A 13,810-nucleotide genomic window follows, 5' to 3' on the forward strand; every position below is an offset into this window, starting at 1 on the left:
GTTAAATGATGGGAATCTATACCTCTCAAAGGAACCTTCTAATCTTTTACCTTTTGAAGCCTTTAGAGAACTCATCTATATAGGCTACAAAGGAACCCTTATATCAAGAAATGAAAAAGATAACTTTGATTTTGAAGATGTAGACTTTGACTATTTCTGGCTGTCTGAACGAAATGGTCCCAACACAGTTTCACCAAATATAGGAACTATGGGCGATTTTGTATCAAAACTAAAAAATAAAAATGTCATAATGATTGATAGCATTGATCACCTTATTGCCAAAAACGGATTTAACGAGGTGTATAATTTTATAAGTGAGCTTAGGGAAACAGCCTACTTTAGTAACAATATCATAATTCTTTCAGTTGATAAAGACACAGTTGATCAAAGACACCTAAAGCTTTTAGAAAAGGAATCAAAGCCTATACTCTTGAAATCAATGGATATTTTAAACAACAGGATGCTTGACATGATAAAATATATTGCTAATCAGAATAAGTTGGGTATCAATCCTTCTTACTCTAGTCTGGGGAAAGAGCTAGCAATGACAAGACCAACTGTTAGAAAGAATGTTAGATTCCTTGAAACAAATAAGCATGTTATAGTACACAGAAAAGGCAGAAACAAGAAACTTGAGATTACAGAGAAGGGTAAAAAATTACTTTGATACATAACGCTTATATTTTTTCTATCTCTTTATTCAATAATAGAAACTCTTATATTTGATTTTCAAAATTACCTTCTGTGATAAAAATGAGAAGGAAAACAGTTTCCGTACTAATTTTATTGGCACTATCCTTAAGTTTTGTACCAGGGGTAATAGCAGAGAGTAAAGTCGCTGTTGTTGCAAACTCTATTGACATCGGGATGAATCCTGACCTTATTCCACTACTTAGGAAGAACAATCTGATGGTGGATTACTTTGGATTACAAGATAGTGGGTATGCTGCTTATGATTATGTCATAATTCTTGGGGGGCCCGACTCTGAAGAGCATACAGGCGATCTTTCTAAGAGAATACTTTCAGAAACTGACCAGAACGCTCTTAGAAATGGCGACCACAAAATATTCTACGAAACAAGTGACTTCTTTAAGATGAAACAGAAGGTGTTTGTTCTTGCAGGCTCTGACAGAGACTATACAAAAGTTGCTGTCGACCAGTATGCCTCTCAGGTTATATCTAAAATAACAAATCAGCCGATTACAACTGCAACATACAAGACCCTGACGGCCTCACAACTAAAACAGTTGATTGATAGCAAAGAAGATATTTATCTTATAGATGTCAGAACTGAAGAGCAGTTTGCCGAAAGTCACATACCAAATGCAGTCAATATTCCTTACAACAAGCTTGGGGTAATGATTACTCAGATACCAAAGGACAAAAAAGTTGTTTTATACTGCAACACAGGCCAGAAATCTGTAAGTGGAGCACAGTTCTTGGTAGATAGAAACTTTAACAATGTTTACGCAGTGACAGATGGCTACTCAGTCTACTACAATCTTGCAAAATAAATATTAAATTTAATTTTAAAATTTTTAATTAAAAAAGTATAAAAAATTAGTTACTTCTTTCTTGGACATCTATCTTTACGGTAGTTGGGAGTTTCATTGCTGCTTTTTTCAAAGCTATTCTTGCTGCTTCAATCCCTTCTTTCTCTACCCAAACAGACATGATTCTCTGTCCAGAGCCGACTCTAGCAGCTGTACCGATAGGCTTTCCAAATGAAAGTCTCATTCCGTTACCATATCTATCTGCTTTTTTACCAGATGCCATTGCGTTTTCTCTAATGATCTGGAAGGGTATCGTCCTAATCTTGTAGTGGAAGGCTGCTTTTCCAAGTGCCTTCATTAGGTATCTGTTTGCAGCAATCCTTGATGCTTCCATGGCATTTGTCCTTATCTGGCAAGCATTTTTTGATTCAAGATATACCTCATAAGGGAACTTACTTCCAAGTTCTCCCATATCAAAGTGAACTACCTTAATCCCGGGAACTGCCCTTACATATTCTCTTCTTGTGTAATTCGGCCTATTTACCATTCTGTCAATTCTTGATGGTCTAAGTCCTGCCATAATAATCACCTTAATGACTGTAGAGCACCTTTCCTAACGCAGTTTATAAGGCTTTCTAAGTGTAACCTTTTTAAAACAAATTGCAAAGAGGCTTCATGAGATTCTTACCCGATGGCAAGGTAGATGGTTCCATACTTTCAAAGAAGGTATTTCCATACCTTGGCAGCGTGCAGAAAGAGGTCATTGTAGGTCCAAACGTTGGGATAGATGCCGCTGTAATTGATATTTCAAAGCTCCCTGGAAGAATGGTCGTCTCTCAGGACCCTATAACTGGAGCTGGTAAAAACGCAGGTTTTCACGTAGTAAATGTCTGTGCAAACGATGTTGCTTCAATGGGGGCAAAGCCCATGTTTTTCCTTTCCACTATAATCATGCCAAAGGGTACGACCGATGATGAGTTAGAAAAAATATCTAAAGATATAGAGAGGGCAGCAAAGGAGATCGGCATATCCATTGTTGGCGGTCACACAGAGATCTCCTCAAAGGTATCGGATCTTATTCTTTCAGGAACTATGATTGGATTTACCGATAGGTATGTTTCGACAAGCGGCGCAAGAGAGGGTGACGACATTCTGCTTACAAAAGGTGCGGGCATTGAAGGCACAGCAATACTGGCAGATTCAAAAAGTGAGTTTCTCTCCAAACACCTCGATGAAAGTCTTTTAGAAAATGCAAAGGAATTATTAAATCAAATTTCTGTAGTAAAAGAAGCTTTAATTGCTTCATCTCTTGGGGCAGTTGCCATGCACGACCCAACAGAGGGCGGTGTTATCGGAGGATTACACGAGATAGCAGACGCTTCAAATAAGGGATTTGAATTCTACCCTGATAGAGTAAATCTATATCCTGAAACTAAATCGATATGCGACATCTTAAAGATTAATCCTTTTGGATTGATATCTTCTGGTGCCCTCATGATAATCTCCCCTAAAGAGAGAACAGAAGAGATAATAGCCGCTTTAGAAAAGGAGAATATTAAATCAAGCACCATTGGTAAGATTACAAAGGAAGAAAGAAGTCACGAAAGAATACATCAAGATGAACTTTGGCGCATTCTAGATACTAACCTTTAAATACTATTTTTTGCTACCTTCATAGGTGTAGCAGATGGGTATTGAAGACCTAGAAAAAAATGATAGAGTTATTTCTTTTAAGCAAAATTTGGCTATACAAGAACTTGTTGATGAACTTCGAGATAAGAATACCGACCCGATAAAATTCAGGAAAGGTTTGAACAAGCTTGGGAGATATATGGGATACGAGTTATCAAAGACCTTTGACTATGAGGTAATTGATGTAGAAACTCCAGTTTGCCCAACAAAGGGTATTAGGATATCGGACAAGGATAATCTAGTCATGATAAACATCCTAAGAGCAGCGATTCCTTTCATTGAAGGATTTTACAAGGTATTCCCAAAGGCAAGAGCTGGGATTATAAGTGCATGGAGGGGACCAGCACCGGAATCAATAATATCCGTTGAGTATGTAAAAGTTCCAAAAACAACTAAAAATGATATTATTATGATAGGAGACCCAATGCTTGCAACAGGTCATACAATTTCAAGGATTATTGACGAGGTAAAGAGTAGGGGAGAATTCAAGAGGATCATCGTCGTCGCAGTGATAAGCGCCCCAGAAGGGATAAGAGAGATACTTGCAAAGCATAAGGATGTTGAAGTTGTCACAGCTGTAATAGATGAAAAACTCAATGAGAAGAACTACATCGTTCCAGGTCTTGGAGACGCTGGGGACAGATGCTTTGGAGAGCCAATTAAAAAATAATTATATTTAATTTTTATATTTAATAAAAAAAATATTTTTTTATTCACCTTCAAAATCTACGATAGTGAAAACACCGTAGTCTTCTAGCCTCCTCATACCACCAAGTTCAGGAAGGCCTACTATGAAGGCAGTTTCAACAACATTTCCTCCAAGTTTTTCTATGAGTTTGCAAGCTGCCAATGCAGTTCCACCCGTTGCTATTAGGTCATCAACTAATAGTACATTATCTCCTTTCATTATAGCATCAAGGTGGACTTCAATTGAGTCCTTTCCATATTCAAGCTCATACTCATGATTTTCAGTTTTATGAGGTAGTTTACCTTTTTTTCTAATTAAGACAAAACCGGCACCAAGTTTATAGGCAACTGCCCCACCAAGTATGAATCCCCTAGCTTCAACACCTGCTACAAGATTAATCTTTTTATCTTTGTACTTCTCATAGATTATATCTACTGTGTCTTTTAGTCCGTCTTTATCTTTCAATAAAGTCGTGATGTCTCTGAACATCACACCTTGTTTTGGGAAATCTGGTATCGTTCTTATCTTATTTCTTATGCTATCTATCCTCTTATCCGTGCAATCACCTTCTATATTTTTGGAATAGTTTCAACTATTAGTTTCTTTACATTCTCAGAATTTTTCTTATATATTTCAAGTACCATCTCAAAAGTTACAGGCTCTTCATTTTCCTTCCAGCAGTCATAGTCTGTTGACATGGCTACAGTGGCATATTCCATTTCAAGCTCTTTTGCAAGAAATACCTCCGGAACAGTCGACATATTTATTACATCTGCACCAAACATTCTAAACATATGGGACTCAGCCCTAGTTGAAAACCTTGGGCCCTCTATTGTTATAACAGTTCCTTTTGGATGATATTTTAAATCAAGCTTTTTGGCACTGTCTATTATTAGACCCCTTAAGTTCTCAGAAAACGGGTCGGCAGTCGGTGTGTGTATTACCTTTTCTTCATGAAAAAAAGTATACTCTCTTTTTTTTGTAAAGTCTATGACCTGATCTGGAAAAACAAGGTGGCCTGGATGAATTTCTTCTCTTAGAGATCCAACGGCTGTCGTTGCTAGTATATGGGTACAGCCAATATTTTTTAATGCTAATATATTTGCCCGGTAATTGACTCCTGATGGGTAAATCGAATGATCTCGCCCATGCCTTGCTAGTATTACTACATCCTTCCCGTTTATTCTCCCCGTCATAAAGGAACTTGAAGGATTCCCATATTTTGTGGTCATGTATACTTCTTCATAATCTTTCAAAAGTTTTGGATCGTCAAGACCGCTTCCGCCTATAATGCCTATTTTTGTCATACTAATCACTAACTCAAATATTGGATAATTTTATAAAATTTGTTACATGGAAAAATATTTAAGGTTTAATATAATCTTCTGCTCTATGAAGAAAGAAGAGCTATTAAGTAAAGAAATTGAACATATTGATATTAAAAGTTTTGATTCAAGAGAGATAATTGAAGCTTTTTCAAAGATGGCATTCCAAGCTAAAAACCTTGCAAGAGCCTCATATATACTTGAAAAAATGACAGAGGACAAGGACTGCTCAATCATACTTTGTCTTGCCGGGTCTATCTTTAGTGCAGGCCTAAAAAAAGTAGTATACGATATGGTTAAGCACAATATGGTGGATGCAATTGTATCTACTGGCGCTATAATTGTTGATCAGGAATTCTTTGAGGCTTTAGGATTTAAGCACTATCAGGGAACCCCATTCATTGACGATGAAATGCTAAGGCAGCAGAGCATTGATAGGATATATGACACCTATATCGATGAAGATGAACTTAGGGTCTGCGACATGACTATCGCTGAAATAGCAGATTCTCTTGAACCAGGGCCTTACTCTTCGAGAGAATTCATCATGGCGATGGGAAAGTACCTCCATGAACATGAATCAAAAGTTGATGACTCAATAGTTCTTGAGGCATATAAGAAGGGAGTTCCAATATTTGTTCCTGCATTTTCTGACTGTAGTGCTGGATTTGGTCTAGTATACCATCAGAACGCTAGAGGCAACAAACCAAAAGTTTCAATTGACAGTGCTAAGGATTTCTTTGAACTTACGAAGATTAAGATTGCTTCAAAAGACACAGGTCTTTTTATGATTGGTGGAGGAGTTCCAAAAAATTTTGCTCAGGATGTTCCGGTAGCAGCAGATATCCTTGGAAAAGAAGTCAACATGCATAAGTACGCTATTCAGATAACTGTAGCCGATGAGAGGGACGGAGCGCTCTCAGGATCGACGCTAAAAGAAGCACATTCTTGGGGAAAAGTCGAGAGTGGCAGTGAACAGATGGTCTATGCCGAAGCCACAGTAGCCATGCCATTGATTGTAAGCTATGCCTATCACAAGGGTGGCTGGAAGAAGAGAAAGGAAAACAGATTCAACGATCTTTTAAAATAAATTTTTTAATTAACTTTTTATAAAATTATTTAGAAAAGAATTAGTTTATAAAAATTTATTATTTTTTCTGAAGAATTTCGTCAGCTTGTCTCTCTATTTCATTCATTCGTGCGTTGATATTCTGGAGTGTTGCTTCGTTTTGGCCTAAGTTTTTTTCCACTTCCTTTAAAGTTTCGTCTAGCTTTGCAATTGTTTCCTCAATACCTCTTTCCATAGTTACATCTCTTGCAAGAGTAGTTATTACGGTATTTGTGTCAGTAACTGTTCCTTTTACAAAATTCCCTGCACCTATAGGTATAAGGATTTCATTTCCTTGCTTTACTCCTTTTAGGCCTTCTAGAGTTATCTTTGAAAGAGCTAGTTCATTTCTGTGGGAAGATAGCAGAGACAAGTTGTTTGATATTAATTTTGACTGCTCATTTAGGTAGTTTAGTTCTGCACTAAGCTTCCTTATGGCTTCTTCCTCGCCTACCATTTACATATCTCCTTTTTTTTCTACTATGCTCTTTATCTCGATGTTTCTTCTTTTACATCCATAGATTGAGCCATATTTAGAATAGATGTCCTCTACAACATCTTCTTCCTTTACACCATTAAAATCTTTAACAAAATGTTTTGTGCTGTTTTTTAGTTTGATAATACCTTCAACTGTATAGGTTTTCATCATAAAGTCCACCTCATACGCCCATTATATCTTCAACATAACTTAATTCTACGCCTGTTGTTGTTTCACCAACAATAGCCCCTTTGTCATTTACTACCATACAGGCCCCAATATAGGAAACTCCCCTGTTCAAAGTTGACATTCGCACATCAACCTTCAAAAGGTCTTTAATAAGGGAAATGTCATCTTCTTTTGCTTCTTTGTGAACAATACATCCAAAGTTATTTGTTCTTGCAACGCTACCCACATATTTGTGATTTCCCAATGAAGATATAGCCGTTTCAACACCAAGTACATCTTCAATTAGCTTCTGCTCTTTTGACAATATTGGGCTTATTATGGCCCCTTTGTCATTAGATAGGATAAGATTTCCAACTGCCGTTTCCTTTGTATCAAGGATGCAGTTGTTTATTTTCTTATCTTCAATTAATTGAAGCTCTTCATCTTCGATTACATATGGAAGTATAATCCCATTATTATTGCCCGCAATGTAAATGCCTGCTAGATCAGTTGCGGCAACTGTGCTTAATATAAGTTCAGTTCCAAGAGCTTCCTCTATATTTTTCGCATGCTCTCCAATATCTTCCCTTACGATAGTTATATTGTTATTAGTAAAACTGAATATACCAACAAACGGATTGCCACTGAACTTCAACTGTCTTATCATTAACTTTACTCCGCAAGATACGCAGTAACAACATCTCTCTTTTCTTCTTCTCCTTCTTCGCCCTTTACTATTCTAATTTTAATTTTTGAAGGAGAACTCTCAATGCCATTTTCCCAGAGTTTTTCATTCAATGCTTTGTCAATTTTAACATTCTCACATTTTGAATGCTTTATTACAAACTCTCTCAAGGCCCTTGTTGCTCTTGCAGCTCTCTGTGTTCTTGGGGCTTCTTTAACTTTCCTTAAGGGTACTACATACATTCTCTCTTCGTTGTTGTCCATTGTTCTCACCTCTACTTCTTAAGAGAAGTTCTTCGCCAATTTCTTCTTTTTGGATGTGATCTAATTTTTAATTTAGTTTTGGCCCATACCCAAACAGGGACTCTTCTGTTTTGGCTCATGGCCTTACCCAGTCTCTTCTTTTTTCCGAGTCCTTTGTTTCTAGACATGATAATCCTCCGATAATAGCGAGTTTATTAGGCTTTTAAATATCTATTTATATGTCTTTTGTTTATGTTCTAAAAACTTGCAATCTCTTTAAAAAACTTTCAATTGAAGTATTCTCAAAAAAATTTAATCTAGAAAATTGTAAATATAAAAAATAAAAGGACTTTTCCTATTAACTTACTAGAAATAACCTTTTACTAAAAAACTCTACTTAATACCTTCTTGGGTTTTTCTTTTGGTAACAATCCCTACAGTAGACAGGTCTTGTTCCATCTGGCTTGAATGGAACTTCAGTTTCCTTTCCACATTCTGCACATGTTACTTTGTGCATTTCACGAGGAGGTCTATCGTATCCCCCTCTTCTTTCACCATACATTTTAATTACTCCTTTTGTTTGGCCATTTCTGGCCCTAATTGTAACTTTGTTAGAGAGTATATAAAGTTGTCGATTTTAATTGATAAAATAAAATTTAATTATTAATCTCTTAAGATAATCTTTAGTATTATACATATAATTAAAACAAACTTAAATCTTTAATCAATACAATCATATAAACTAACGAATAATAAGTTTACAATTGTATAATATTTTAATATTTTGCAAAATACTTATATACCCTTTGATTCTATTTGGGACCAGATAGAACTGGATGTGTTATTTTGGAGACCATTACAAACTGTTTTAAATGCGGGACAAATCTTCCAGAAGAATCTAATTACTGTTTAAAATGTGGATTCAAAATAAAAAACTCTCAAAGCGATAGTATATACTCTAAAGACACTTCTAGGAAAGATTCATATTATTATGAGAAAGCATCCCAAAAATTTTTTGTATCAGGACTTTCATTTTTCAAATGCGGAGAATACTCTAAAGCCATTAATAAATTCACAAAGGCCATTGAATTAAAGAATGATTTTGCCGAGGCCCACTACCACAGGGGGCAAGCCTATGTCAAAGAATCTAGATATGACGATGCAATAGATGATTTTACAAAGGCAATAGAAATTGACCCAGAGTTTAAAGATGCATATTTTCAGCGAGGCAACATATTTTTTGAGAGAGGATTTAAGGAAAGAGCACGACACGATTATGAAAAAATAATAGAAATTGATTTTGAAATAGCTTCTCAAGTTTATGATAAATTACACAATTTCATGGAGTCTTGGGTTAATAACATTGTAAGAAACAGAGAAGTTTTACCAGAAAATGATTTTGCAAACGACTCGTAATTTTATATATTATATGTTCTCATCTTTTCGATTGATTTTCTATTTTTCTTTCTAGGCGAGTCTGCAGGGTATCCAACAGAAATAATAAGTGAAATTGATTTGTTTCTTGGTATTTTCAGAATTTTCTTAACATTCTTTTCATTAAAATATCCAAGGATACATGTACCAAGACCTTGTTCTGTAGCCATAAGGCAGAAGTGTGATGCAGTAATCCCAGCATCCATTAGGGTATAGTCCCTCCCTTGTGCAAATCTCCCAAGAATTCCAGTTATAACTGGATTCTCATTCACTATGACAACAAGTATAGGGGCATTTAGTGCAAATTTGTTAAATGAGGATACTTTGTCAAAAGTTTCCCTTGCAACACTCTCTTTTAATTTTGGATCGTCTATTACTATAAAGCTCCAAGGCTGAGCGTTAACAGCAGAAGGTGCAATTCTTGAAGCTTCAAGGCATCTCTCAATTTTTTCTCGCTCAACAGGCTCCTCAAGATACTTTCTACAGCTATATCTTTTTTCACAGAGTTCTAAAAAATCCAATTATTCACCTTTATGTTTTTTTCTATATTCAAGATACGAGTAAATCATAACTACTACAGATGAAGCTAAAACAGGGACAATAATTAGTACAAAAGCAATTCCTTTAAAGAATGCCCCAAAAAGAGCAATTATGCCTGATGCTTTGAACAACTTTCCACCAAGCTTGTGGGTCTTCTCCCAGACAACTTCGTCACTTATTGTCCATGGTGTTCTTATGCCCACAAAAAAGTTGCTCTTTGTTTTTTCTAAAACAACCCCCACATAATATAAAAGCGCTCCGAAGGCAGGAGCCATCATCTGGACCATATTAAATTGATATCCAATTGCAGCCAATATTGAAAGTATGTATATGTAAAAAAGAAATCCCACCGTTATTAATGCTATTCCTTCGTAGTAATCTTTGAAAGCCTCTAGATTATTTTTTCTTGGTTCAAATTTTGGTAGATAGACAAAAAGAGCAAAAATTCCAAATGATATCATTGGAAGCAAAAATAGCCCCCAGAATTTATCCATATATCCATCAATTTCTCCTTGGGCATTCCAATGTGTTGGCATAATATCAGGCATATAGGCATAAGAAAATGCCCCAATAAAGAATGACAAAACGATGATAAGTAATGAAACATCATTTGCTTTCATGATGTGAAAAAAACAATCTAGTTTAAAAAGTTATTTTATTTTGGCCATTTGAGTTTATCATGTATTTTGTGGGATACATGTGAAATTTCCTCTTCAAACTCTTCTGCTATTTTGAATTTATCTTCGTCGTCACCAATATTCTTTGCAATTCTGTATGCTTTCAATAAGTCAGATTTAGTAATTATCCCTATAGTTTCTTTTGAAGATGGATCAATAACAAGTACCCTTCCACATTGTCTCTCATCCATTATACTCAAGACCTTTGGCACTCTATCATAGGGGCGGACATAGCTAGGCGGGGACATTGCGTCTCTAACTTTTAGAAAAGGTATCTTCTTACTATCTATATTTTTAACTTTACTGTTTGATATCATGCCTATAAGCTCTCCATCTTTTATAACTGGAAATCCAAGTTTTTTGTATTTTTTAACGTAGTCCCAGAATTTCTTTAGAGGCATGTCAGGCTCCATTGAGATAATATCCCCCGTCATAATATCCATTGCAGTGACATCAGAGAGATCTTTTGAGAAGGACTTAGTAGTTGATATTTTTTTATTGAGTTTTTCCATATATATTGAGCTTCTTCCTAAGAATAGAGCCGAAAACCCATAGCTCACAAAAACTGAGATCATTAGAGTGGGGATCATTGAATAATCTGAGCTCATCTCTGGTATCATTATTATGCATGTCAGAGGCACTTTAGCAACACTTGCAAAAAAAGCACCCATACCTATAAGGGCATAAGCAGGCGGAGAACTAATTACATTTGGAGCAAAAATATCAAAAATTATCCCTAGTGCACCACCAAGCATTGCACCTAGGTATAAAGATGGAGAGAATATCCCTCCAGAAGCGCCTGAACCAAGCGTAAATGAAGTCGCCAAGAATTTTGCAAAAAATAGTAATATCAATAAAGTCAATCCAATTTGCCCAGAGAGGGCCGCATTGATACCTTCAAATCCACCGCCCAAAACACCATATCCTACAAATGAAAATCCTACAAGCCCAGTTAGAAATCCTCCGATTGCTGGCTTAACGTAGAAAGGAATCTTAATCTTTTCAAATGAATCTTCAAAGAAATAAAATCCTTTAATATAAAAAAAGGAAACAATGCCCATTATTGCACCGAGAAGCATATAGAATGGTATCTCTGCCGGATTAAAAGTAAAGGTGGCCGCCCTAATTGCAGATTCTGGCCCCAGAATAGTTCTTGCTATACTTACAGATATTACTGAAGATAAGGCTATGGGGATTACACTTATTGGAGAAAAATTCGTGAGTATTAATTCAAGCCCAAATATAGTTCCTCCTAGAGGTGTATTAAAAGCTGCTGCAACCCCCGAAGAAAGACCACTCACGACCAATATTCTTTTCTTTTTCTCATCAAATTTAAAAAATTGGCCGAAGGTCGAACCCATAGAAGCTCCTATCTGGGCAATTGGACCTTCTCTGCCAGCACTGCCCCCGCTCCCTATAGTTATTGAGGATACAATAGTTTTGAAAAAAGCTACCCTTTTTCTTATATCACTTTTATTTGCCATTACAGCATACATTACTTCAGGTACGCCATGGCCCTTAGATTCACTACAGTATTTGTATATAATTGGGCCAACTATAACACCGCCTATTGCAGGAATGATAATAATGCTTAGTGCACCTAGAAATCCTCTTTGGAATATAATTTCAAAAAAATGCTTACTAAGCTCAATCATTTTACCGAATACAATCGCACCAAGACCCGCAAATATTCCTAGAACTAAAGCGATTGCGTTTAGCTCTGCCCATTCTTTTAGATATCCGGTATTCTTAAAATGCATATTCAAAAGGTATCTAATACATCATTTATAGCTTTTACGGAGAGTACACCAAAAAGCTTTAAAAACATAACAATAATGCTTTTTTAATACCAAGAGAGGTGAGTATTATTACAACAGTATATGATGTTCCTGCTGATATGCTAATTGACGGTGTTAAGGAAGAACTAAAAAATGACAAGAATATAACACCACCCCAGTGGGCAACTTTTGTTAAAACCGGATCATCAAGAGAGAAAGTTCCAGACCAGAATGACTGGTGGTATATAAGAGCGGCCTCTATAATGAGAAAGGTGTATGTATACGGTCCTGTAGGTGTTGAGACCTTGAGAGTCAACTATGGCAGTAAAAAGAATAGAGGCGTAAAACCTGAGAAGTTTACAAAATCATCTGGTGCGATAATAAGAAAGATCTTTACACAGCTTGAAAAGGGCGGATACATAACAAAAGCTGAAAATGGAAGAATAATGTCCCCACAGGGAATGTCTCTTCTTGACAAAAAGGCTTCCGAAATTAAGTCTAAAATAGAAGCAGATATACCTGAACTTAAAAAATACTACTAAAGTGATTTTTTGTCTGATGATGCTGAAGCCATAAAGAGAAAGAAGTTAGAAGAACTTCAAAAACAAGCAATGGCAGATGAACAGGCTAAACAGCAGAAGACTGAATTTGAACTACAGAAGCAGCAAATAATGCGTGCCCTTCTAACTCCTGAAGCCAGGGAGAGACTTACTAGAGTAAAGATGGCCAGAAAAGAAGAAGGCGAACAAATAGAGCTCCTACTGATTCAGCTCTACCAAGCCGGAAAAATAACAAAGCAAGTCGATGACGCAATGCTAAAACAGATACTGGAAAGGGCTCTTTTAAGCAACAAGAAGGAGTTTAAGATAAGAAGGATCTAGTCGTTATGGAAACGGCTGTCTTATTTTCCGGGGGGAAGGACTCCTCCCTTACAAATATTTTTCTAAAAAAAATACTTCCGTGTAATATTACAAATTATACAATAACATTTGGTGTAAATTCTAACTGGAAGTATGCAGAAGAAACCGCCAAAGCACTTGAATTTCCGTTTAAACTTTTTGAAATTGATAAAGAACTACTTGAGAAGTCAGTAGATAGGATTGAAAAGGACGGATTTGCAAACGACGGGATAACTTTCCTTCATAAATGGGTCATTGAATCCTTCTTAGAAGATGTATCTGTTGATATTATAGCAGACGGAACTAGAAGGGATGATAGAAGCCCAAGATTAGAGCTTTCTGATATGAGGCGAATTGAAGACAAATACGACGTATCCTATGTTGCGCCTCTCATGGGAATAAGCTATAGAATTCTAAAGCCTATATGTCACTCCTTATTTATAATTGAAGAGGGACCAACTGATTTGATTAAAAAGAGTGATTATGAGTCTGAGATTAAGGATTTAATGAGGCAGAGGGGTCTTTACCCATACGATTATTTTCCAAAACACTCCCAGAGTAGAGTCATAGGTTATAAAGATAGGTACGCATTCTAAGTCTTT

Annotated in this window: 21 protein-coding genes; 9 read left to right on the forward strand and 12 right to left on the reverse strand. The window is 36.1% G+C overall.

Annotation, left to right across the window (positions count from 1 at the left end; all coding sequences use genetic code 11):
• The coding region (locus HPY60_02385; protein ID NPV50030.1) for a DUF835 domain-containing protein at positions 1 to 667 on the forward strand (667 nt) is incomplete at its 5' end.
• A 77-nt stretch (positions 668 to 744) separates the two neighbouring features.
• Complete coding sequence (locus tag HPY60_02390) at positions 745 to 1,515, forward strand: rhodanese-like domain-containing protein (GenBank protein ID NPV50031.1); 771 nt, start codon at positions 745 to 747, stop codon at positions 1,513 to 1,515.
• Between the two features lie 46 nt (positions 1,516 to 1,561).
• Here HPY60_02390 and HPY60_02395 read toward each other — a convergent pair whose 3' ends face one another.
• On the reverse strand, positions 1,562 to 2,074 hold the full coding sequence (locus tag HPY60_02395; protein NPV50032.1) for a 50S ribosomal protein L16: 513 nt from the start codon (positions 2,072 to 2,074) through the stop codon (positions 1,562 to 1,564).
• 95 nt (positions 2,075 to 2,169) lie between these two features.
• Here HPY60_02395 and HPY60_02400 point away from each other — a divergent pair, with 95 nt between their 5' ends.
• Both HPY60_02400 and upp read left to right on the forward strand, forming a co-directional pair.
• On the forward strand, positions 2,170 to 3,147 hold the full coding sequence (locus HPY60_02400) for a hydrogenase (GenBank protein ID NPV50033.1): 978 nt from the start codon (positions 2,170 to 2,172) through the stop codon (positions 3,145 to 3,147).
• A 34-nt stretch (positions 3,148 to 3,181) separates the two neighbouring features.
• Positions 3,182 to 3,856, forward strand: coding sequence for a uracil phosphoribosyltransferase (upp, locus tag HPY60_02405; protein ID NPV50034.1), 675 nt, complete (start codon positions 3,182 to 3,184; stop codon positions 3,854 to 3,856).
• A 39-nt stretch (positions 3,857 to 3,895) separates the two neighbouring features.
• On the opposite strand, the gene HPY60_02410 is transcribed toward upp, so the two are convergent.
• Positions 3,896 to 4,411: an adenine phosphoribosyltransferase gene (locus HPY60_02410; GenBank protein ID NPV50035.1), complete on the reverse strand. Its 516-nt coding sequence runs from the start codon at positions 4,409 to 4,411 to the stop codon at positions 3,896 to 3,898.
• Positions 4,412 to 4,443: 32 nt separating this feature from the next.
• The gene (gene mtnP, locus HPY60_02415) at positions 4,444 to 5,181 is read right to left on the reverse strand and encodes an S-methyl-5'-thioadenosine phosphorylase (GenBank protein NPV50036.1); all 738 of its coding nucleotides are present in this window, start codon (positions 5,179 to 5,181) and stop codon (positions 4,444 to 4,446) included.
• A gap of 85 nt (positions 5,182 to 5,266) precedes the next feature.
• On the opposite strand from mtnP, the gene HPY60_02420 reads away from it, so the two are divergent.
• Positions 5,267 to 6,289, forward strand: a complete 1,023-nt coding sequence (locus HPY60_02420; protein NPV50037.1) for a deoxyhypusine synthase — start codon at positions 5,267 to 5,269, stop codon at positions 6,287 to 6,289.
• Positions 6,290 to 6,347: 58 nt separating this feature from the next.
• Here HPY60_02420 and pfdA read toward each other — a convergent pair whose 3' ends face one another.
• The 6 genes from pfdA to HPY60_02450 form a co-directional block, all read right to left on the reverse strand.
• On the reverse strand, positions 6,348 to 6,764 hold the full coding sequence (pfdA, locus tag HPY60_02425) for a prefoldin subunit alpha (protein NPV50038.1): 417 nt from the start codon (positions 6,762 to 6,764) through the stop codon (positions 6,348 to 6,350).
• Positions 6,765 to 6,956: a hypothetical protein gene (locus HPY60_02430; GenBank protein ID NPV50039.1), complete on the reverse strand. Its 192-nt coding sequence runs from the start codon at positions 6,954 to 6,956 to the stop codon at positions 6,765 to 6,767.
• A gap of 10 nt (positions 6,957 to 6,966) precedes the next feature.
• A complete protein-coding gene (locus tag HPY60_02435; GenBank protein ID NPV50040.1) occupies positions 6,967 to 7,620 on the reverse strand; it encodes a translation initiation factor IF-6 in 654 nt (217 codons plus the stop codon).
• Positions 7,621 to 7,625: 5 nt separating this feature from the next.
• Positions 7,626 to 7,901, reverse strand: a complete 276-nt coding sequence (locus tag HPY60_02440; protein ID NPV50041.1) for a 50S ribosomal protein L31e — start codon at positions 7,899 to 7,901, stop codon at positions 7,626 to 7,628.
• 11 nt (positions 7,902 to 7,912) lie between these two features.
• Positions 7,913 to 8,068, reverse strand: a complete 156-nt coding sequence (locus tag HPY60_02445) for a 50S ribosomal protein L39e (GenBank protein ID NPV50042.1) — start codon at positions 8,066 to 8,068, stop codon at positions 7,913 to 7,915.
• Between the two features lie 209 nt (positions 8,069 to 8,277).
• Positions 8,278 to 8,442: a DNA-directed RNA polymerase gene (locus tag HPY60_02450; protein ID NPV50043.1), complete on the reverse strand. Its 165-nt coding sequence runs from the start codon at positions 8,440 to 8,442 to the stop codon at positions 8,278 to 8,280.
• A 254-nt stretch (positions 8,443 to 8,696) separates the two neighbouring features.
• On the opposite strand from HPY60_02450, the gene HPY60_02455 reads away from it, so the two are divergent.
• Positions 8,697 to 9,296, forward strand: a complete 600-nt coding sequence (locus HPY60_02455) for a tetratricopeptide repeat protein (GenBank protein NPV50044.1) — start codon at positions 8,697 to 8,699, stop codon at positions 9,294 to 9,296.
• A 2-nt stretch (positions 9,297 to 9,298) separates the two neighbouring features.
• On the opposite strand, the gene HPY60_02460 is transcribed toward HPY60_02455, so the two are convergent.
• The 3 genes from HPY60_02460 to HPY60_02470 are packed head-to-tail and all read right to left on the reverse strand — an operon-like array spanning position 9,299 to position 12,291.
• On the reverse strand, positions 9,299 to 9,835 hold the full coding sequence (locus HPY60_02460; protein ID NPV50045.1) for an NAD(P)H nitroreductase: 537 nt from the start codon (positions 9,833 to 9,835) through the stop codon (positions 9,299 to 9,301).
• Entirely contained in the window at positions 9,836 to 10,474 is a 639-nt protein-coding gene (locus tag HPY60_02465; GenBank protein ID NPV50046.1) for an SdpI family protein, read from the reverse strand.
• A 35-nt stretch (positions 10,475 to 10,509) separates the two neighbouring features.
• Positions 10,510 to 12,291 (reverse strand): chloride channel protein, encoded by a 1,782-nt coding sequence (locus HPY60_02470; GenBank protein ID NPV50047.1) that lies wholly within the window; start codon positions 12,289 to 12,291, stop codon positions 10,510 to 10,512.
• A 107-nt stretch (positions 12,292 to 12,398) separates the two neighbouring features.
• Here HPY60_02470 and HPY60_02475 point away from each other — a divergent pair, with 107 nt between their 5' ends.
• The 3 genes from HPY60_02475 to HPY60_02485 are packed head-to-tail and all read left to right on the forward strand — an operon-like array spanning position 12,399 to position 13,804.
• A complete protein-coding gene (locus HPY60_02475; protein ID NPV50048.1) occupies positions 12,399 to 12,851 on the forward strand; it encodes a 30S ribosomal protein S19e in 453 nt (150 codons plus the stop codon).
• Positions 12,852 to 12,860: 9 nt separating this feature from the next.
• On the forward strand, positions 12,861 to 13,190 hold the full coding sequence (locus HPY60_02480) for a DNA-binding protein (GenBank protein NPV50049.1): 330 nt from the start codon (positions 12,861 to 12,863) through the stop codon (positions 13,188 to 13,190).
• A 5-nt stretch (positions 13,191 to 13,195) separates the two neighbouring features.
• Entirely contained in the window at positions 13,196 to 13,804 is a 609-nt protein-coding gene (locus HPY60_02485; protein ID NPV50050.1) for a hypothetical protein, read from the forward strand.
• Positions 13,805 to 13,810 lie beyond the last annotated feature (6 nt).

The organism is Methanofastidiosum sp., assembly GCA_013178285.1.
In the GTDB taxonomy this organism is placed as follows: domain Archaea; phylum Methanobacteriota_B; class Thermococci; order Methanofastidiosales; family Methanofastidiosaceae; genus Methanofastidiosum.